17 protein-coding genes and 4 pseudogenes are annotated in these 19,953 nt (G+C 36.2%); 11 read left to right on the top strand and 10 right to left on the bottom strand.

Annotated elements, in window-relative coordinates; translation table 11 throughout:
- Positions 1-24 precede the first annotated feature (24 nt).
- From PYW34_RS04065 to PYW34_RS04080, 4 genes and pseudogenes are all read right to left on the bottom strand, one after another.
- Positions 25-2,196, bottom strand: a pseudogene (locus tag PYW34_RS04065) (transglutaminase domain-containing protein).
- Positions 2,186-2,938, bottom strand: coding sequence for a DUF58 domain-containing protein (locus PYW34_RS04070; protein WP_002334171.1), 753 nt, complete (start codon positions 2,936-2,938; stop codon positions 2,186-2,188). Before PYW34_RS04070 ends, PYW34_RS04065 begins: the two are co-directional and overlap by 11 nt.
- Positions 2,935-3,258, bottom strand: coding sequence for a hypothetical protein (locus PYW34_RS04075; protein WP_002294843.1), 324 nt, complete (start codon positions 3,256-3,258; stop codon positions 2,935-2,937). The genes PYW34_RS04070 and PYW34_RS04075 overlap by 4 nt, the downstream gene beginning before the upstream one ends.
- 13 nt (positions 3,259-3,271) lie before the next feature.
- The gene (locus PYW34_RS04080; RefSeq protein WP_346814485.1) at positions 3,272-4,147 is read right to left on the bottom strand and encodes a MoxR family ATPase; all 876 of its coding nucleotides are present in this window, start codon (positions 4,145-4,147) and stop codon (positions 3,272-3,274) included.
- Between the two features lie 326 nt (positions 4,148-4,473).
- On the opposite strand from PYW34_RS04080, the gene PYW34_RS04085 reads away from it, so the two are divergent.
- The 3 genes from PYW34_RS04085 to PYW34_RS04095 all read left to right on the top strand — a co-directional run bounded on the left by PYW34_RS04085 (position 4,474) and on the right by PYW34_RS04095 (position 6,406).
- Positions 4,474-5,286: a hypothetical protein gene (locus PYW34_RS04085; RefSeq protein WP_002294839.1), complete on the top strand. Its 813-nt coding sequence runs from the start codon at positions 4,474-4,476 to the stop codon at positions 5,284-5,286.
- A 153-nt stretch (positions 5,287-5,439) separates the two neighbouring features.
- Positions 5,440-5,763: a hypothetical protein gene (locus tag PYW34_RS04090; protein WP_002294837.1), complete on the top strand. Its 324-nt coding sequence runs from the start codon at positions 5,440-5,442 to the stop codon at positions 5,761-5,763.
- Between the two features lie 73 nt (positions 5,764-5,836).
- Positions 5,837-6,406, top strand: coding sequence for a prevent-host-death protein (locus PYW34_RS04095; RefSeq protein ID WP_002294835.1), 570 nt, complete (start codon positions 5,837-5,839; stop codon positions 6,404-6,406).
- Between the two features lie 175 nt (positions 6,407-6,581).
- On the opposite strand, the pseudogene PYW34_RS04100 reads toward PYW34_RS04095, so the two are convergent.
- Positions 6,582-6,758: pseudogene (locus tag PYW34_RS04100) on the bottom strand (recombinase); the annotation flags it as partial.
- 72 nt (positions 6,759-6,830) lie between these two features.
- Between PYW34_RS04100 and PYW34_RS04105 the strand changes: the two are divergent.
- The 3 genes and pseudogenes from PYW34_RS04105 to PYW34_RS04115 all read left to right on the top strand — a co-directional run.
- Positions 6,831-7,535, top strand: a pseudogene (locus PYW34_RS04105) (N-acetylmuramoyl-L-alanine amidase); the annotation flags it as partial.
- Between the two features lie 111 nt (positions 7,536-7,646).
- A protein-coding gene (locus tag PYW34_RS04110) for an IS3 family transposase (RefSeq protein ID WP_086956687.1) occupies positions 7,647-8,809 on the top strand; the annotation gives its coding sequence in 2 pieces (ribosomal slippage) (positions 7,647-7,923 and positions 7,923-8,809; 1,164 coding nt in all).
- A gap of 345 nt (positions 8,810-9,154) precedes the next feature.
- Entirely contained in the window at positions 9,155-9,586 is a 432-nt protein-coding gene (locus PYW34_RS04115; protein ID WP_002305693.1) for a DUF4231 domain-containing protein, read from the top strand.
- A gap of 231 nt (positions 9,587-9,817) precedes the next feature.
- On the opposite strand, the gene PYW34_RS04120 is transcribed toward PYW34_RS04115, so the two are convergent.
- Positions 9,818-10,075 carry a hypothetical protein gene (locus tag PYW34_RS04120; protein WP_002295273.1) on the bottom strand — a complete coding sequence of 86 codons (258 nt, stop codon included), beginning with the start codon at positions 10,073-10,075 and terminating at the stop codon, positions 9,818-9,820.
- A 162-nt stretch (positions 10,076-10,237) separates the two neighbouring features.
- Here PYW34_RS04120 and bsh point away from each other — a divergent pair, with 162 nt between their 5' ends.
- Complete coding sequence (gene bsh / locus PYW34_RS04125; RefSeq protein WP_002334499.1) at positions 10,238-11,212, top strand: choloylglycine hydrolase; 975 nt, start codon at positions 10,238-10,240, stop codon at positions 11,210-11,212.
- A gap of 538 nt (positions 11,213-11,750) precedes the next feature.
- Here bsh and PYW34_RS13105 read toward each other — a convergent pair.
- Positions 11,751-11,846: pseudogene (locus PYW34_RS13105) on the bottom strand (DUF5960 family protein); the annotation flags it as partial.
- Between the two features lie 95 nt (positions 11,847-11,941).
- Between PYW34_RS13105 and PYW34_RS04130 the strand changes: the two are divergent.
- The gene (locus PYW34_RS04130) at positions 11,942-12,259 is read left to right on the top strand and encodes an SdpI family protein (RefSeq protein WP_002322761.1); all 318 of its coding nucleotides are present in this window, start codon (positions 11,942-11,944) and stop codon (positions 12,257-12,259) included.
- A gap of 90 nt (positions 12,260-12,349) precedes the next feature.
- On the opposite strand, the gene PYW34_RS04135 is transcribed toward PYW34_RS04130, so the two are convergent.
- Entirely contained in the window at positions 12,350-12,715 is a 366-nt protein-coding gene (locus tag PYW34_RS04135) for a hypothetical protein (protein WP_002289810.1), read from the bottom strand.
- Positions 12,716-12,922: 207 nt separating this feature from the next.
- On the opposite strand from PYW34_RS04135, the gene PYW34_RS04140 reads away from it, so the two are divergent.
- The 3 genes from PYW34_RS04140 (at position 12,923) to PYW34_RS04150 (ending at position 17,291) form a co-directional block, all read left to right on the top strand.
- Positions 12,923-13,405, top strand: coding sequence for a hypothetical protein (locus PYW34_RS04140; RefSeq protein ID WP_002293699.1), 483 nt, complete (start codon positions 12,923-12,925; stop codon positions 13,403-13,405).
- A 196-nt stretch (positions 13,406-13,601) separates the two neighbouring features.
- The gene (locus PYW34_RS04145) at positions 13,602-14,492 is read left to right on the top strand and encodes a phosphate ABC transporter substrate-binding protein PstS family protein (RefSeq protein WP_002289807.1); all 891 of its coding nucleotides are present in this window, start codon (positions 13,602-13,604) and stop codon (positions 14,490-14,492) included.
- A 324-nt stretch (positions 14,493-14,816) separates the two neighbouring features.
- A complete protein-coding gene (locus PYW34_RS04150) occupies positions 14,817-17,291 on the top strand; it encodes a cation-translocating P-type ATPase (RefSeq protein WP_002334500.1) in 2,475 nt (824 codons plus the stop codon).
- Positions 17,292-17,393: 102 nt separating this feature from the next.
- On the opposite strand, the gene PYW34_RS04155 is transcribed toward PYW34_RS04150, so the two are convergent.
- Complete coding sequence (locus PYW34_RS04155; RefSeq protein ID WP_002293703.1) at positions 17,394-19,130, bottom strand: ATP-binding protein; 1,737 nt, start codon at positions 19,128-19,130, stop codon at positions 17,394-17,396.
- Entirely contained in the window at positions 19,127-19,831 is a 705-nt protein-coding gene (locus PYW34_RS04160) for a response regulator transcription factor (protein WP_002293705.1), read from the bottom strand. Before PYW34_RS04160 ends, PYW34_RS04155 begins: the two co-directional genes overlap by 4 nt.
- Positions 19,832-19,953: the final 122 nt, after the last annotated feature.

The following is a 19,953-nucleotide window of genomic DNA, read 5'->3' on the forward strand; positions in this document are numbered from 1 at the left end:
AGTAGATTCTCCAGAAATTTTATCTTATTTTTTGAAGCGGCTCCCTTTTGTCAGAATTTTTTTGTATACCATTTTTCTTATTATATGCGTTATTTCTAAATAGGTTTTTTTATCGAATTTTACCGGATCTGCTTGTCGTCCATATATTTCTGCTTCATATTGAGTAGTTAATCGAATGAAACGCAGATCTAGCTTGAATTCTTGTTCTATTCGCAGGCTATATTCCTGCAAAGATTCTGCGGGTTTGCGCGGTACCAATGTTTCCAAAGGGTTAAGAAGTTTTTGATATGCAATCGTATTAGTAGAAGCAAAAAAATGAAGATAGATAAGATAACTTGTCCAGCGCAGAGATTTTCTGAATAACAATAGAAAGAACAACAAGACGGATAAACACACTCCAAGGCTGAATAAGACGATTTTATAAGCTGGTGTGAGTGTTGTTTCTTCTGATGGAATGACCTCAGATCTCTCACTGGAAATAGTTTCTGCCATATTTTCGCTTTCATTTGGTTGTTCGATAGCAGGCTGGACGGTTTCGGTTGTTTCAGCAACTGGTTGTGAACCCATTGGATTGGCAAATGAAGGGGTTGGTTCAAATGGAAGCCAGCCAAATCCAGGAAAGTATACCTCTGGCCAAGAATGAGCATGACTATTGAGAATGCTGTATTCCTCATTCCCTTGATTATCTGTGCCTGTTCTGAGCCCATTTGTAAAACCTTTTGTCCAGCGAGCTGGGATACCAAGTGTTCGAAGAAGGACGACCATAGAAGTTGAAAAGTTGTCACAATAGCCGACTTTTGAATCAAAGAGGAAATAATCCACATAATCGTGTTCTTTTGGAGTATGCCCGGTATCCGTTTTGGAATAGCGGAAATTTCCGCTTGTTTTTAAATACTGTTAGACAGCTTCGACTTTACGAATTAAAGTTGCTTCATTTTTGGTCAATTCGACCGCCAAGTCCTCAATACGTTTAGGCAAACTTTTTGGCAATTGAAGATTTGTCTGCTGATTTTCTAAATCATCAGCTTTTAACTGACTGATTTTTAATTCTTCTCTCGTAAAAACTAACCTTTCTGTTTGTAAAGTTGCAGAACGTGTCGATTCATTCGGGACAGGAATGAATCGCTGGCTTTCAGGCAAATAGTAAAGCGTTTGTCCACTAGCTAATGAAAAATCAGTCAAGGTAGTATTTCCATAAGGATAAGGTAAGAAAACTTGTTTTTTTAGGGTCAATGTAATGTTTTCTTTGTCTTCTATAACGGTTTGGTAGCTCGTGATGTCAACAGGGAATTCTTGGATTGGTTGGATGGGTGCGTCCTGATCTTCTATCCATCCAGAACCGGTGTAATGATTTTTATTTTCGATCTTCCAATAGCCATTTCCTTCTTGGTTCGCTGTAAAAACAACTTCGCCATTATCATATAAAGGTCCACCAAGCTGTTCATCATTCTCACTGAAGCCTGTTCTTGCACTTCCGGTTAATTGATACTCATGGAGTGTGTCATAAAGCCCTTCATCATTAAGATATTCTCGGATCGGTTCACTCGTTTCCTCGAGAGATTGGTGTACTTTCGGAAGATATAAAGGCAAGATAGCGCTAAAAGTTAAGAAACAAATAAGCAGAACTGTAGTCAATGACTGGAATCGAGTGTTTCCCGACAACAACCGGATGGAGAAAAATTGCCTTGCTGCCAGATACACGAACAAAACAGTTACTACCGCAATCATTTCGTACAGTAAATCTTTTTTCCGAAAAACGGTAAGCATCATGAAGTAAGCCATCAAAGAAAGAAAGGGTGCGTACCAATAGTCGTAATCCACGGTCAATGTAATAAATAAATAGATCAGCAACATTATGAGAAAAAAAGCTGTCTTTTCTGGCAAATAATAAAGTTTACCTTGGGATAGATGGAAGAATTCCTCTGTAACTGACGAAAAAAACTGTAAGATCCATAATATGGAAAATGTCTTCGAAGGAAAATATAAAAACAAACAACCTATCATTACTGGCAAAGAAAGCAGCAAACGTACCCATTTTTTAGGAATACAGCAGACAATAAGGCATAGGACACCAATAGTTAGGATAAGAAGGTAGCTGTTTTGCAATTGATTAGCTACTACAAATATCGGAGCACCTACACTTAGTATCACAAAGGAGTAAACGCCACGCAGCCATTTTTCCCGTTTAATCGTCAATCCATTCACCTCCTGGCAATGAACATATCTTGTCTTTTTCTTGGACCATGAGTTGTTTTTCTACGAAATAAACAAGATAAACCGTTCGATCTTTTGACAATGTTTCAATAGCTTCTGAGACTTCAGGAGAATTCTCAGGAACAAAGAGGACGATTTGTTTTTTTGCATATTTTTTCAAGTGTGTGAAAAAAGCTTTCTCATCGCCAGCTTCCAAAGAAGCAAAATAGGTATGACCGGGGTCTTTGCCATGAAAGGCGCGGTTGCCTAATATCAGAAGTTCCGGCTGCTTTTCTTTTTTCAAATGCCATAAAGAAAAATACAAGTCTAGCAGAGGTTCAAATTTTGGACTGGGCGAACCCCAAAAGCAAAAAAGAGGAGAACATTCTTCTTCTTGATAATCGTATTCACGGTATAACCACTCTTGAGTATGAGCAGACAATTTCCAATCGATTCGGTTGAAAGAATCACCTGGACGATAAGCGCGATGTTCCCGAAAATCAAGACCTCTTTGGTACGCGTTCAGCTGCTGTTTTTTTTCCAGAACTCTCTGTAATTTTTCTGCTTGAATCTTACAAAAAGCAGGCAGAACAGTCACAGGAAAAGAGATCTCTCTTTTTGCACTTTTTCTGAAAAGTCCTAGACTATCATAGGCTGTAAAAATGACAGTTAATGTTTCATGGCATCCTCTTTCTTTTGGCTGCCAAAGCAATTGGACTTCTTGCGGTTTATTTGTAAGAATCAAAATCTCTTGTTTTTTTCTGCAAAGATTGCTGGGAAGCCGATTTGTAAACGAGGGAGAAGTAAAGAAAAAGTTCTCTTTTTTGCTATGGAAAAAATAACCTGCATACTTTTTTTGCGATAAACGAGTGGCTGCAATGTACAAGTAACCGAAAGTTTCTTTAGAAAGCTGCTTAATGAAATCAAGCTCCATGATACATAAAGAGTAAAAAAGGCCAACAAGAACCAGCCTAAAGAATTGTTGAATACAAGAGCAAAAAGCACAATGATGAAATATACCAGAAATAACACAAAATTAATGAAATAATCTTTGATTTTTTCCATTGTCTACCTCAATCTACCTCACAGGAATAGGAATTTGTGCAACAAGAGTATGAATGATTTGTTTCTTTTCGTCTTCCTTCAATGAACGATCGTAAAAAATCAGGCGATGGGAAAACACGTAAGGAACTAAATCCTGCAAATCTTTGGGCGTGACGTAATTTCTCCCATGGATTAAAGCATAAGCTTTTGCTGCCTGAATAAAGGAAAGGCTTCCTCGTGGACTGATGCCAAGCTGGATGGCAGCATGACTTCTTGTTGCTGACACTAACTGCAAGGCATAAGATGCCACTTCGGGACTGACAAAGACATTCGCCACATTTGTTTTTATTTCTTCTATTTCATAACTGTTCAATACTTCATTTAAGTTATCCAACACTTTTTCGAATTTATCCAAAAGTAGCAAAAGTTCGTCATCAAAAGAAGGATAACCGATTTGTAGTCGGAATAAAAAACGATCGAGCTGTGCTTCCGGCAAAGGATATGTTCCTTCGTACTCGATTGGATTTTGCGTAGCTAAGACAAAAAAATGATTGTCTAGAGGGTATGTATTGTTGTCGATCGTTGCATGATTCTCGGCCATTGCTTCTAAAAGTGCTGACTGAGTACGAGGAGTCGTACGATTGATCTCATCTGCCAACAAGATCGTGGTAAAGATCGGTCTCGGACGAAATTCAAACTCTTTTGATTGTGAATTGTATACGGAAAAACCAAGAATATCACTAGGCAGCAGATCAGGAGTACATTGGACTCTGCTGAAGGTTCCCTGTACAGCTTTTGCTAGTGCTTTGACCAGTAACGTTTTACCTACACCGGGAATATCTTCGAATAAGACATGACCACCTGCTAATAGGGCCACGATCATCAATTGGATAGTTGAACGTTTGCCGATGACCGCTTTTTCTAATTCTTATATCAACTGATCGATTTTTTGTTTGGATTCTTCTATTTTTTCTTCCATTTTCACATCACCTTCTCATAAAATCACTATTTATTTCATTGTAATGGAAGGGAATACATCCTACAAGCAAAGTGATCTTATTATGTTTTTTTAAAGTACATTCGTTTTGAAATGAGAATACGATTAAATTGAGTAAAATAAAAAATAATGAGGAAGATTTGCGTATTTAAATAAATAGAAAGGGAGTTTTTTATCTTTTTAGGAGTGAACCCATTTTGATCAAACAATATGTTTAGAAATCAGGTGAGAAATGATCGATGAGATGGCAAAAACTATTATCAAAAAATGCACAGAATTTATTTTCACTAATCAATCTAATGAAAGATTTGATCTGGCGAAAAGCTGATTTAGCTGAAGAACTGAAAATCGATGTTAAAACAGTGGATCGGCATCTGAAACGTTTGGCGGAAAGCGACTGTCCCATTCAGCTGATTCTTCATAAGAAAACCGTTCAGTTAGTTTATGATCAAGGATATAGCGAACCTTATCTCTTGTTTGTTTTTCTGATCCAATCACCCCCGTTTTGTTTACTGAAAAATCTGCTATTGAATGAACCTTACGAGCAGAAGTACGATCGTTCTACGCAAGAGCGATTGAGAAAGTGGTTTGGCGAGTACCACCTTTCTTTTTCTTATAAAAAAGCACAGATCTTTGGTTCAGAAAGAAAAGTAAGATATCTGCTGTTTTGCTTTTTGAAAGATTTTCCGCATTTTTTTGCAGATGATGGAGAGCAGTCCTTTTCTGAGATGTTCATCCAATTATTGAAGCAAAGAAAGGATCCGGCAGAAATCGAGATTTTAGGAGACAGTCGAACACTATTCTTTGAATTGTTTCCTGAATTGCTATTTAGAGAGGAGCAGATTTTGCCAATAAAAGAAAAAAATTATCTAGCAATTTTGCGCTTGAGCTGTAACCAGATTACTGAAAAGCGGTGGAAACGGATAGAAGAGACACAAGACTATCGGAAATTGACGATTGTGACTGAAAAGCTTGATTCGCTGTTTTGGCTGAATAGCGAATTTGAGAGCGAAAGCAAATCAAAGCTGACAAAAGTACTTTACCAAGAATGACTTCGTTACGTAATTGGTATCCATGACCGGCTGATAGAAGAAGTTCGTTATTATCAGGAAACATTAGAAAAATTTCCCAATTCCAAAGATAAACTATATCAATTTCGGCTAGCGATCCAACAAGCACTTGCACACCCCGCAGTAGAGTGGGGGATGCTTTTACTGAAAACACTCCAGGAACGAGGGTATTTAGATGTCCACCCTCCTGAAGTGAAAATCGTCTTTTTTTTTCGCTATGAACACCAAGAAGCAAGAAGACTTGCTGGGGTACTGAACAAAACGCTAAGACATCGAAAACGGATCTCTATACATGTATGTACTCGAAATAAGCCGCCTCGGTATGCAGATCTAGTGATCACCGATCATTTTTTTCCACTAGACCATAACGAAGATCAAAAAACGTATCTGTACCATCCTTCATTTGGTATCGAAAGACTTCTTACCGATATCAATTACTGGTTAGGCAAAAACCGATAAAACCTTTGGAAAAAAGATCAAAACAAGTCAGTCTGTGCTATAATAAAAAGCGATTAGTAAAGGAGGAAATCCATTGGAATTAAAGAAATTAGAAGTTCCCACATCTTCGATCACAGAAGTGAAACGATCGCCGATGGATGTATTTGCTCAAGCGAGAGACGCGGGAACTGGCGTATATATATTTAATCGTGAAAAAGTAGCTGGCGTGATGCTGACCCAAGAACAATACGAAACGCTCTTGCAAGAACTAGATGTCCTTCGTCAAACAGTGAAAGTGGAGAGGAAAGAACCAAAAGAAATAAACGAAGAACCTATTAACAAAACAGCTTCCGTCGTATCCAATGCTGAAGGGATGGAAGAGCTGGCCCAAACATTACAGCACTCGCTCATTACTGGTGTGACGATTACAGCAAAAAATCTAGATGAACGAATGGTAGCACTAGGTTTTATTACGAAAAAGACCGGATTTGGCGGAGTCGTGGATATGCTTAGCGAGTTGATGGAAACTGGGAAAATCAACTACCAGTTAAGAAGAAAACCGCAAAATCGGACAATCATAGCTGAAATCATAGGAGAGCAAAACAGTCAATCTCAATTGATGGATAAAATCATCATCAAGAAAATTTTTCTACATGAGCTATAAGAAAACCATGTTCGCACTTCTAGGCAAGCCAGGCTTTGAAGACCTTGCCAAAGAATTGAACGAACGCCTTTAAGATAAGGGTTTTTCGCTAGATTTAAAAAATCAGTGATAGAAACATGTTCGCTTATAAATAAAATTAGTGATAGTTTTAGTGATAGTGAGCTTAAAAAAGCACTCAATTTGAGTGCTTTTTTATTTGCTCTTCTATATAGTTTTCTAGTTGATTCATTGATCTTTTTTTCACTTCGGGAGAAATATGGGCATAGACTTGTGTAGTGGAAACATCTTTATGACCTAAAAAATCTTTGATATCTTCTAAAGGTATTCCTGCTTGTCTCGTTCTAGCTGAAAAAGCAAAACATAATGTTGGTGTTTTCCTTTCAGCATATCTATCAGCAAGATGTAGAGTAGGACAACCTCGTGAGCCAAAAGTCCTGTGCAAATCGAGTTACAACACACACATGATAAAGAAACTTTTGAAAAGAACTATAAAGTATACGTTGAATTGGCAAGAGATTCAGCAATGAAATATGGTATTCCATTAACATTAGACACTCCTTATAACCAACCAGGAATCAAATCGCATTTATGGGTAACACAAAATATTTGGGGCGATCATACAGATCCTTACGGTTATCTTTCTGAAATGGGTGTAAGTAAAGAAAAACTAGCCTATGATTTGGCTCATGGTTTTACGGATGATAATCCAACTACTTCGGAGGATAAACCAGTAATTGATCCAACTCGAGCAGGTGCTGCAAATTCTACGCTGACAGATGGAACAAATTACGCCCACATTGATCAGTTCGGAGAAATCGAAAACGCAAACTTGCATGTAGCTGGATGGCACATTGCTAATTATAAATACGAGTATATTTTCATTATGGACTACAATACTGGAAAAGAACTAGCTAGAGTAAGAGCTGATGGGATTTATAGACCAGACGTAAATCAAGCTTATAATACTTTAGGAAATGTTGGCTATCATGTATCTTTCAATATGCGTGATTTCCCTAATAAGAAAGTATACGTCATGATGCGTGCGACAAACGATCCAGAAGGAAATACTAAGGGTGGAGCACAAGATTTTCATGACAAGCGTTGGTATTTAAATATTCCACAACGATAAAAAATCCCCCCCTCTTTGAGGGGCGGTACATAAAAATGGATAGGCTACAATTAACTAGACAGAAAAATTAAGGTGTGTAGACTAGAAGAAAACATACCAGGAGGAATTTTTATGTCTAAGAGAACACGAAGAACTTTTTCACAAGAATTCAAGCAACAAATCGTCAATCTTTACTTAGCTGGAAAGCCACGTGTAGAAATCATTCGAGAATATGAACTAACGGCTTCAGCATTTGACAAATGGGTAAAGCAATCTAAAACGAGTGGTTCATTCAAAGAAAAAGATAATCTTACGCCTGAACAAAAAGAATTGTTAGAACTACGTAAAAGAAACCAGCAATTAGAAATGGAAAATGATATTTTAAAGCAAGCAGCGCTGATATTCGGACGAAGAGACAAGTAATCGATGCGAATAAGCATCTTTACCCTATATCAGCGATGTGCAGAATATTAGGTCTATCACGTCAGTCCTATTATTATCAATCAAAACCAAAGAAAGACGAATCAGAACTTGAAGAAGTAGTCGCTGAAGAATTTATCCGCAGCCGAAAGGCCTACGGCTCAAGAAAAATAAAAAAAGCCTTATCAAAACGAGGCATTCAGATCAGCCGACGAAAAATTAGTAGAATCATGAAAAATAGAGGATTAAAATCGAGCTATACTGTTGCTTATTTTAAAGTACATCATTCTACTTGCAATGAAGCCAAAACGACAAACGTATTGAATCGTAAATTCTTAAGAGACAACCCATTAGAAGCGATCGTAACAGACTTGACTTATGTACGAGTCGGGAAAAAATGGAATTATGTCTGTTTCATTTTGGATCTGTTCAATCGAGAAATTCTCGGCTATTCTTGTGGAGAACATAAAGATGCCGTTCTAGTAAAAAAAGCATTTAGCCGTATCAAACAACCTCTGACAGAGGTTGAGATTTTTCATACTGATCGTGGAAAAGAGTTTGATAACCAAGCTATTGATGAATTATTAACAACTTTTGACATCAATCGATCATTGAGTCATAAAGGCTGTCCTTTTGATAATGCCGTAGCTGAATCAACTTATAAGTCGTTGAAGGTAGAATTTGTCTATCAATACACATTTGAAACCTTACAACAATTGGATTTGGAGTTATTTGACTATGTCAATTGGTGGAACCACCTTCGGTTGCACGGTACACTTGGCTACGAGACACCGGTTGGTTACCGTAACCAGAGATTGGCGCAGCGAATCCTTGATAATGAGCTCGGATGTGCTAACGCTAGCGAGGCAGTCTAACTTTAACTGTTAGCTCCTGCCGAAGATCGTCACATCCGAGGAGGCTCATTGTCAAGGACAATCGGAATAGCATACGGAAAGAAGTTCTGCACCTTATAAAATTTGTCAAAAAAACTGTTGCCATTCCAAAATTTATTATTTAGATTCTATAAACATGTGCAACTTATCTAACAACAAAGTATATATTCTACAGAAGTAAACAAATAGCTTATATTTTAGGATGTACACAAATTGACAAGTATAATAAAACTTTGATAAAATACAAATGTTTTTTTATTTTTATATGTGATTAGTTAGAACTTACTTAAATCCTATTATAATATTTTTGTTAATGATTTTAATAAAATGATTGGAGAGAAAATGATGGATCAAAAAGCGTTTATCGAATCTATTGATTCTACAATCGATAGATTAAAAAAAGAAATTCGATTTTATAATAGAGTAATTGGTATCGGAAATATTATAAAAATAGTCTTATCAGCTAGTATCCCAATATTAATTGATCAGGCTTCCGAACACAGGTCTTTACTATTGATTGTTTCAATTGCTTCAGCAATAATTACAATTATACAAAGTGGGATGTCTGCATTTAATTATCAAGATAAAGTACAGACTTCGACAGAGTTATTAATGAAAATTGAAAAAGAAAAGTTGTTATATATAACGAAAACATCCCCATATAATAAAACAGATGAAGAAAATTTCCATTTAATCGTTACAACCCTTCAAACTGAATTAAATGATATTATCTCTGATTTTAATCAAGTTAATAACTAAAAATTTATTTAATTAGAAAGTAGTGCAGATAATACTAATTGTACAATTAAGAAAAGAGATAAGACTTTACATTCCTAAAAAAATGTAAAGTCTTATCTCTTTTCTTAATGCTATAAATTCATAATAACATTATGGACAATAAATTTAAAATTTATTCAGACTGTAGACAAACTCCTAAATTTAGAGTGTTGTTTGCAGTCTGACGACTCAAAAATGAGTCGTATAAATCAATTATAGTAATAAGTCATTGATTTCTTTAAATTCTTTATCAAGTTCTTTTTCATCATATTTTTCATATTTATCAGCTTCATGAAGAACTTTTTTAATTTCATGAATAGCCTTTCGTTCAACTAACCATTTTTTTAGGTTATGTTTTTTTTCTGGATTTTCAGATAACGTATCAAGTTCGTCTAACTCTTTATCCAGTTTATTGACAACAGAAACAATTTTGTTTACAACTTTTTCTTCTTTGTTTTCTAAATTTGACATTTATCTTCACGTCCTTTTTATTTGATAATTTAAGTATAGAACTTTGATATAGTTTATACAAATAAAAACGCTTCTTTGTGTATTCTGTGCTTTTCTTTTGGAATGAGGAAAACTTTGGAGTAATATGAACGTGGACAGAAAAATATTTAGGAGGAATAAACTATGTGTACGTCTATTACTTATGTAACAAGTGATCATTATTTTGGAAGGAATTTTGATTATGAAATATCTTACAATGAAGTAGTCACTATTACTCCAAGAAATTATAAGTTGAATTTTCGAAAGGTAAATGATTTGGATACTCATTATGCAATGATTGGTATTGCCGCTGGTATAGCTGACTACCCTCTTTATTACGATGCGACAAATGAAAAAGGATTGAGTATGGCTGGACTAAATTTTTCTGGGTATGCTGATTATAAAGAAATACAAGAAGAGAAAGACAATGTATCTCCTTTTGAATTTATTCCTTGGATTTTAGGACAATGCTCAACAGTAGGAGAAGCTAAAAAATTGTTAAAAAATATCAATTTAGCAAATATAAATTATAGTGACGAACTTCCTTTATCCCCTTTACATTGGCTATTAGCTGATAAAGAAAAATCAATTGTCATTGAAAGTATGAAAGATGGACTTCATATATATGATAACCCTGTGGGCGTTCTTACCAATAATCCTTCATTTGACTATCAATTATTTAATTTAAACAATTATCGTGTCTTATCGAGTGAAACTCCTAAAAATAATTTTTCAAATCAAATAAGTTTGAATGCCTATAGCCGCGGTATGGGAGGGATAGGCTTGCCTGGAGATTTATCCTCAGTATCTCGTTTTGTTAAAGCGACTTTTACGAAGCTGAATTCTGTATCTGGAGATTCAGAGTCAGAAAGTATTAGTCAATTTTTCCATATCTTAGGTTCAGTAGAACAACAAAAAGGTTTGTGTGATGTTGGTGATGGAAAATATGAATATACAATTTATTCTTCTTGTTGCAATGTTGACAAAGGAATCTATTATTATCGAACATATGAAGACAGTCAAATTACTGCAATTGATATGAATAAAGAAGACTTAGATAGTCATAAGTTAATTAGTTATCCAATTATAGAAAAACAACAAATTAAATATATAAATTAGTTAATGTGTTGTGATTGATTATTTAATATAGATATAATACAAAAAGGCAAAGATATTTTCAAAACATTTTTTCTTGATGTGATATCCTTGTCTTTTTTGTAATGTTTTTAACTTATTGCTTTTGCAAAATTTATTTACCTGTTTTCTGGATCAACGATAGTGTATATTATGCTATCCTTGTTTGGATTTTAGGACGTTTAAAGAGGCACTTTTTTACATAACTTAATCCATAGACCTTTTAAGCCTGCTGTGAGATAATAATAAAGAAGAGTTTAAAGCGCACCCCAAACCACTTCCCCATAAGTGTATTACGCTTTAAACTCTTTTATATTTGAATTCACTAAGAAGCATACCATATTTTTGAAAAAAAGTGAGAAAAAAGGCTTATAATTAGGATTTAGAGTAATTAATTAGATGTTTATTTTATAGGACTGATATTATAGATTACAAATAGTATCGTATTTCGCAATCTTAAAATTATCTTCTTACTGTGAATAAGATAATAAAATTTGTATTTGTCCTTTTTAGGTAACTTATTTTAATCTATATACCTTTCTGGATCAACGAAAGTATACTTTATATAGTCATAACGCCGATGGTAACTATGCACTGTAACGATAATGCTGCTAAAATATCTTTTTACGAAAAACATCACAAGGAAAAACTTAACTATGGTATTATCTAAACATAATTTTTTCGGTATTTAATATTTAATTAGGAGGTAATATTTTGCTTTTTTATAGTAATTTTATCTTAATAGTAGCGATATTATTACTTCTGAATATATGGATTTTTGATAGGAGTAGAAATGCAAGTATAGGTTTTAGAACTAAACGAAGTCTGTCTTCTAAAAAAAATTGGGTATACTCACAAACTATTTTTTATGGAGGAATTGTTTTAATTAGTTTACTTTCTTCAACACTTTATTCTTTGAATATTATAGATGTTTCCACCTCAAATTCAATATCTATTATTGGAATCATTATTGCTGCAATTATTACACAACTGTTTTTAGTGTTTGGAGAGAAGAAAAGAAGTAAAAAATAGAAAAACTAGTGATAGTTTTGGTGATATAAGAAAAACATATATGTATAAAAAGAAGAAAGTAGCTTCTCTTTGTACATATATGGTTTGTTTTTATGGATGCCGAGCTTTTTTATAAGATAAGGCTACCGCCCATAACGACCCAAGGATTTGTGGAACTAAGTAAATACCTGCAAGAAGCAAGATCAGCTGGGTCGGTTTTAAAGGATGATAGAAGTAACGCCATTCAGTAAAATTGGCGCAAAATAAATAGGAAGTGACAGTAGATATAATATTGGCAATGAATAAAGATATAATACGCCTGTTCCTTTGAAAATAATATCCAGCAAAAAGAGATAAAAATATCAATGTGATGAACCCGCTTACGGAATGATAACGAAAATCAAGCAGTAAGGCGAAATGCACATAAGGAACAAAAGATAAAAGCAACGGAAGGTTTTTCCAGCAAGTTTTTATCATCTTTCATCACCACCTAACAAGTGTTATTATTTTGTTAGTTTTATTGTAAATTGAATCCTGCAATAATCAATTACTTTTTCATTATTTCTAGATTAAATGAATAAACTCTCATGCCATTATCTCTAAAAAAAAAGTTTTTCCCCCTAATTTTTTTAGATAGAAAATTGTATAGTATGATGAGAGAAAAAGTAGTTTGGGGGAACGTTAATGAGAAGAAAAGCAGTAATCGATCGGCTTTATTTATTTTTTTGGTTTTTTCCTATCGTTTTGCTACCTTTTACATGGGTAAATGCTGTTGTACAAGGTGCGGAGATATTAGGCCTGATCCAAGGAAGCGGATTAGTGGTTTCTAGGAATTTTCCAGCTTTGACTGTTTTCTATTTAGTGATAAGTGTAGGTCTCTTATTACCAAAATCTCTGATCAATCACTACAATTGGCAGCTGCTTTACTTTTCTTGCTTATTAGTATTTACATCTATGTTTTCTTTGCTGCCTCGCTTGATTATCGGCCCTAATGGTTTGAGCGAGAGTGGATTGAAGGATTCAGCTTATTCCTCCATGTATTTCTTGACGATCAAACCATGGTTCTATTTAGTAATTGCCTCATTTATTCTTGCAACATTTTTTTACTTCTGGACAGAAATCAGGATAAAAAGTGAACGATCTGTATCTATAAAAAATAACTATTGATGGTGGATCATCAGTAAAAAAGCATATGAGCTGCGTAAAATGCATGTTTCTCATATGCTTTTTTTATTATTATGTAAAGAATGCGAAAAACGTTTACATGATTTTTACATAACTTAACTATATTTTTACAGCAACCATACGAGGGATTTACAGTCGACTGATAAACTTTAGTTGTAAATAAGAAAGGAGCAATAAAATGAAAAAAGTATTGTTTACTCTAGGTATGATGGGAATTCTTTTAGCCGGATGCGGCTCAGGATCAGGAAATACAGATGGCTCTGCCACACAAAATAATTCAAGTGACTCAAATGAACAAGTAAAAATCGTTGCGGTAGGTTCGACAGCATTACAGCCGTTAGTCGATGCAGCACAAGAAAGCTTTGTACAAGAAAATCCAAATTATCAAATCTCTGTACAAGGAGGAGGAAGCGGAACTGGTTTGAGCCAAGTCGAAGCTGGAGCAGTTACTATCGGAAACTCTGATGTATTTGCAGAAGAAAGAGACGGAGTTGATGCTTCAAAATTAGTGGATCATAAAGTAGCAGTGGTCGGGATGGCACCAATCGTCAATAAAGATACAGATGTCAAAGATATCACCAAACAGGAATTGATTGATATCTTTACAGGAAAAATCACTAACTGGAAGGAAGTTGGCGGGAAAGATCAAAAAATCAACGTCGTGAACCGTGCAAACGGCAGCGGTACCCGCGCGACATTCGAAAAATGGGGACTGGATGGTGCTACCCCTGTGCAGTCCCAAGAACAAGATTCATCAGGAACAGTTCGGCAGCTGGTAAGTCAAACACCAGGAGCAATCAGCTATTTAGCTTTCTCATATCTCGATGATTCCACACAAGCACTAAGTATCGACGGTGTAGAACCAAAAGAAGAGAATGTAGCAGATAACAGCTGGGGAATCTGGTCATATGAACATATGTACACGAACGGAAAACCTTCCCCTGAAGTCCAAAAATTCTTAGACTACATGATGACAGAAGAAATCCAAGAAGGACCTGTCAAAGAATTGGGCTATTTACCAATCACAATGATGGAAGTAGAACGTGATCACGAAGGAAATATCAAATAACTAGCAGATAAACATGCCACGGTAGTCGTTACTATTAAGGAAAAATCAACTATGTTTCCCCACATATACATTTTTCCTTTAATTGTGAAAAATAGTTCCTCATATTTTGCCGTTTTTTGAGCTAATACCGAGGGTCAGCTGATTGAACACCGTTTATTCGAAAAAAAGAGCTACGACATAGAACTGTCGTAGCTTTTTTTTGCTATATGACAGGAATGAAAGGTGTTTGCAAGCTTAATGTGAGGAACACTTTCCATATCTGTTCTATACTGGATAGGAGAAGTTTGGAAATATCCAGAAAACGAAATCAATCGAGGTAGCCACATGAAGAATAAATGGATAAATCGAAGTAAAAAAAAGAAAGTAACACAAAGATCATCAGATAAAGTCATCCGTCTTTTTCCATCGTATAAAGAAGGATTAACGGCAGATCAAGTCAAGGAACGAATAGAAAAAGGTGCAGCAAATAATTCAGTCGATCCCACATTCAAAACAAATCAGCAAATCGTATTGGAAAACATATTTACGTATTTCAATTTGATCTTTCTTATCTTAGCCATTTTGCTTTGTTTAGTAGAATCCTATAAGAACTTGACTTTTTTACCAGTTATCATAGCCAATACAGGAATCGCCATTTTTCAGGAAATTCGATCCAAAAAGATCTTGGACGAACTAAATGTTTTAAATACAGCAAAAGTCAATGTCATACGAGACGGGATAGAACAAACAATAGATATAGAAGACCTTGTAATAGATGACATTGTTATTTTAGAGACTGGACATCAAATTCCAGCAGATGCAGAGGTCGTGGAAGGGAAACTGCAAGTTAATGAGGCTTTATTGACAGGCGAAGCAGATGAAATAACCAAAGAAATAGGCGATCCATTAATGTCCGGCAGTTTCATTGTTTCCGGAAAAGCTTACGCCCGATTAGACAAAGTTGGAGCAGATTCGTATATTTCCCAGCTGACAGTCAAAGCCAAGACAATGGGAGAAGGAGAACAGTCGGAGATGATTGCTTCTCTTAATCAATTGATCAAATGGATTGGGATCATCATTATTCCTATCGGTATCCTGCTTTTTTCTCAAAGTTACTTTTTTAATGGAAACACGATCAAAGAAAGTGTCGTTGCAATGGAAGCAGCATTGATCGGTATGATACCTGAAGGACTGTACTTGCTGACGACGATTGCATTAGCATTAAGTGCGACTAAACTAGCAAAGCAAAGAGTTCTTTTACACAATATGAAAAGCATTGAGACATTGGCAAGGGTAAATGTCCTTTGTGTAGATAAAACAGGAACGATCACAGAAAATAAAATGTCTGTTCAAAAAGTGATCGTCTCTAAAAAACAAGAAATAATCAGTCAGTCAGATCAATTGGAAGCATGCATTGCTGACTATGCAAAAGCGATGGCAGGAGACAATGCAACAATGGAAGCTTTTAAAGCATATTTTACAAAAACCACTGATCAATCCTATCACCATGTTATTCCTTTTTCTTCTGTCCAAAAATTCAGCAGTGTAGCGTTGGCAGACAAGGTGTATGTTTTAGGAGCGCCCGAAATGGTTTTGCGCGATCAATTGCCGGAATATGCGGAAGAGTTTGTTTCTTTCGCTGAAAAAGGCTATCGCGTGTTGGTCTTTGGTGTGTACGATGGGATTCTTGAAGAACCAGTATTGACAGAAGCAGTCACACCATTAGGCTATATTCTGATTGCTAATCCTATCAGAAAAGAAGCAAGAGCCACATTTGATTACTTCAAAAAACAGCAAGTAGCCATCAAAGTGATTTCTGGAGATAATCCGCTCACCGTATCCAATGTAGCTGTCCAAGCAGGGATTTCACATGCTGATCAGTACGTTGATGCATCTAAATTATCAGAAGAAGAATATGAAGCAGCTGTCGAAAAATATACAGTTTTTGGACGCGTCAAGCCAGAACAAAAGAAAATCTTCGTTCAATTGCTAAAGCGTCGTAACAATACAGTAGCTATGACAGGTGATGGCGTGAATGATATTCTAGCCATGAAAGAAGCAGACTGCAGTATAGCGATGGCTTCCGGAAATGAAGCCGCCATGCAGGCCTCACAAGTGGTCTTACTTGATTCTGACTTTTCACGCATGCCAGAAGTTGTTGCAGAAGGACGGCGCGTTGTGAACAATATTGAGCGATCAGCCAGCTTGTTTTTAGTGAAGAATATTTTCTCCTTTTTGCTCTCACTGTTTTCAGTGATCTTTGCTCTGACCTATCCTTTAGAACCATCACAAATCACATTGATTAGTTTGTTTACTATCGGACTTCCATCTTTCTTGCTTGCTCTAGAAGAAAACAAAAAGCGAATCAGAGGGAAATTCATCATGAATGTGATGGAAAAAGCTGTGCCAGGTGGACTAACAGATATGATCGTAGTCGGTGCGTTGGTGATCTGCGGGGTGACTTTGAATCTAAATAAAACAGATGTTTCTACAGCATCTACCATGCTTTTGATTGCAGTAGGGTTCCTCGTTCTCTATAAAATCTGTTCACCGCTGAATAAATTCAGAAGTCAGATCATTCTTTTCTGTGCTAGCGGTAACTTTTTTTCGGTCATCTTTTTGCATAAGCTGTTTTCAATCACCGGTATCTCAGCTGTATCACTTTTGCTGTTGAGCATTCTATTTTTCTCGGCAGATTCGATTTTTAGGCATTTGACCACATTGGTAGAATATTTGTTTGAACGTAAAAATGAAAAAGAGCAAAAGCCGTTTAGTCGCGTAGTTAAAAAATTTCTATCGATATTTAAACGAGAAAATTGACGAAAAGTATCTCAAAAAAGAGTAAAAAAGAACAACCACTCGTGTATCTTTCGAAGCAGGATGAGTCATCCAACTTTAAAACGCACGAGCAGTTGCTCTTTTTTACATTTTCGGAATGGTAACGGTGAAAGTCGAACCTGTTCCAAGATGACTGTCTACAGTAATCGTACCATGAAGGAGTTGCACGTAGTCTTTTACAATCGCTAACCCTAATCCGGTCCCGCCTGAATGCCGGCTTCGCGCCTTGTCTACGCGGTAAAAACGCTCAAAGATCCGTTCCTGATCCTCAATGTCGATACCTATACCAAAGTCTTGGACAGAAAACGATAGATCATCTGTTGCCTGATAGCGGATAATAATCTCGCTGTCGCTTTTTGAATATTGGACAGCATTTTCAATCAGATTTTTGATAATTGGATAAAGGATATCTGTTTTAGTAGTAAATGGTTCGTTCTTTCCAATCAATCGAATCGTCAACCGTTTCTTTTCGATGATTGGCTGATAATTTTGAACGATTTGCTGGAAATAAGGTTCTGTATAAATTGTCTGGATCTCGTAAGAATTCTCGCCATCTTTTGACAGCTGGATGATTTCCCGAATCAGTTTATCTAACCGGATCGCATCTTTTTGCATGATCTCAAGAAAAGAAGTCAGAGTTTGCGGGTCATCTTTTGCACCATCCAGTAAAGTCTCGGTAAAACCAATCAGTGAAGTCACAGGAGTTTTTAATTCGTGAGAGACGTTGCCAACGAAATCCTTTTGTAGCTTTTCTAAACGTCGCACTTTCGTTAAGTCATACGCCACCCCTAGAATCTGTCCGGTACCTTCTGAATTAGTAAAGTAGCGCAAACTCAAGTCTAATGTCTGCCGACCTTCTGTAAGGGTGATCTCCTGATGGATCAGCGGATGCTCAGGAGTCACTTGATGAATCAGCTGAATGAGTTTTGGCTCTTGAATGACTTCTGTGTACCGCTGTTCAGGTTGATAGCTTACCACGTTTAAATGTAGCTGCATCTTTGGATTAAGCAGTAGTAAACGAGAATCAGCATCATCAATCAGGAATACGCCAATCATCAGTTCGTTCAGTAACGTATATAATTGCTCTTCTGTGGTAGTATACGCCCGATACATCTTACTCATTTGTTCGCTCAACGCATTGATCGTCTGATACAATTCTTCCCATTGATCGGGTGTTTGCATGATTACTTCCGCCTGATTAGGATTTTGCACCATTTTTTTTAGTACGGGCAGCACGGTTTTCAATGGCTGGTTTTTTTGATAGATCAGATAATAGATCATTCCTGCAAGAACAAGGAAGAAAGACAGAAAGAAGAAAAAGACCCAACGGCGAAAACTCTCAGTTCTCGGTAAAAAACCGCTTGTCGGTTCTGCGATACGTAAAATGGCTTCTAACTGGCCACTTTTTTTGACTGGTAATGCGACATATAAAAGATCCCCATTCAAAGTAGTACTTTTGCGCAAAGCGCTACCTAGGTTCCCACCATTCAATACGGCTTTGATTTCGGGACGGGAGTTTCGCTGTTCATTCAATGTTTCATTGTTTGTGTCAAATAAGATCTTTCCAGTAGCATCCATTAAAGTAATCCGTTCGTTCGACTGATGGACGAATTCTTCCAAAGCAGTTTTGTTTTGCGCTGCTTGGAGGTTTTCGACATCTAATTGCCGGATCAGCAGTTGTGCTTTTTTTGTCAGGTAGCTTTCTTGCTGTTCCACGATCTGCTGTTGAAAATAATTGGAAATCAATTGCCAGCCACCAAAAAACAAACTAACTAAAAGAATAAGAAAGAAGAGACGTTCATAAATTTTTTTCCATTTCATCGTTTTGGTTCCTGAAACTTATAGCCAAATCCTCTAATAGTCACCAAGTACTTTGGATGTTTTGGATCTCGCTCGATTTTTTCTCGCAAATGACTAACGTGTACATCTACGATTCGGCTTTGTCCTGCGAAGTCAAAATTCCAAATGCGGTCTAGCAATGTGTCTCGGTCGATCACACGGTCTTTTCGTTTCATGAAATAAACAAGTAATTCAAATTCTTTCGGTGTTAGTTCAATCAGATGGTCGTCTACGGTCACTTGATAATTGGTCAAATCAGCAGTGATTTGTCCAATCGATAGATATTCAGGCTCAGCTTCATCTTTTGATTGCTTACGAGGTTCAATCCGTCTGAATATTGCTTTCATACGGGCTAATACTTCGCGAGGACTAAATGGTTTGGTCAAATAGTCGTCAGCACCTATTTCTAGGCCAATGATCCGATCCACTTGGTCATCTTTAGCCGTCAGCATCAAAATCGGTGTTTCATTTTTTTCTTGACGCAGCCGCTGAGTGATCTCCATGCCATCCATCGTTGGAAGCATCACATCTAAAATGATGAAATCAAATGATTGTTCTAATGCTAATTCTAATCCTTCGCCTCCATCTGTGGCACTGGTTACCTTGTAGCCTTCTTTTTCCAAATTGAACGTCAAGAGCGTTACAATAGAAGGTTCATCATCAACAACTAGTATTTTTTTCATTCAAATCTCCTTTAAATAGGTTTCATTCTGTTTATATTTTAGCATAGAATCAGTACAAAGGGCTATTTTACAAAAGAAATAAATGGTATAATAGGAAGGCACTTTGCTGAATAGAAAGGAAG

It is taken from the genome of Enterococcus faecium, assembly GCF_029023785.1.
GTDB lineage: Bacteria > Bacillota > Bacilli > Lactobacillales > Enterococcaceae > Enterococcus_B > Enterococcus_B faecium.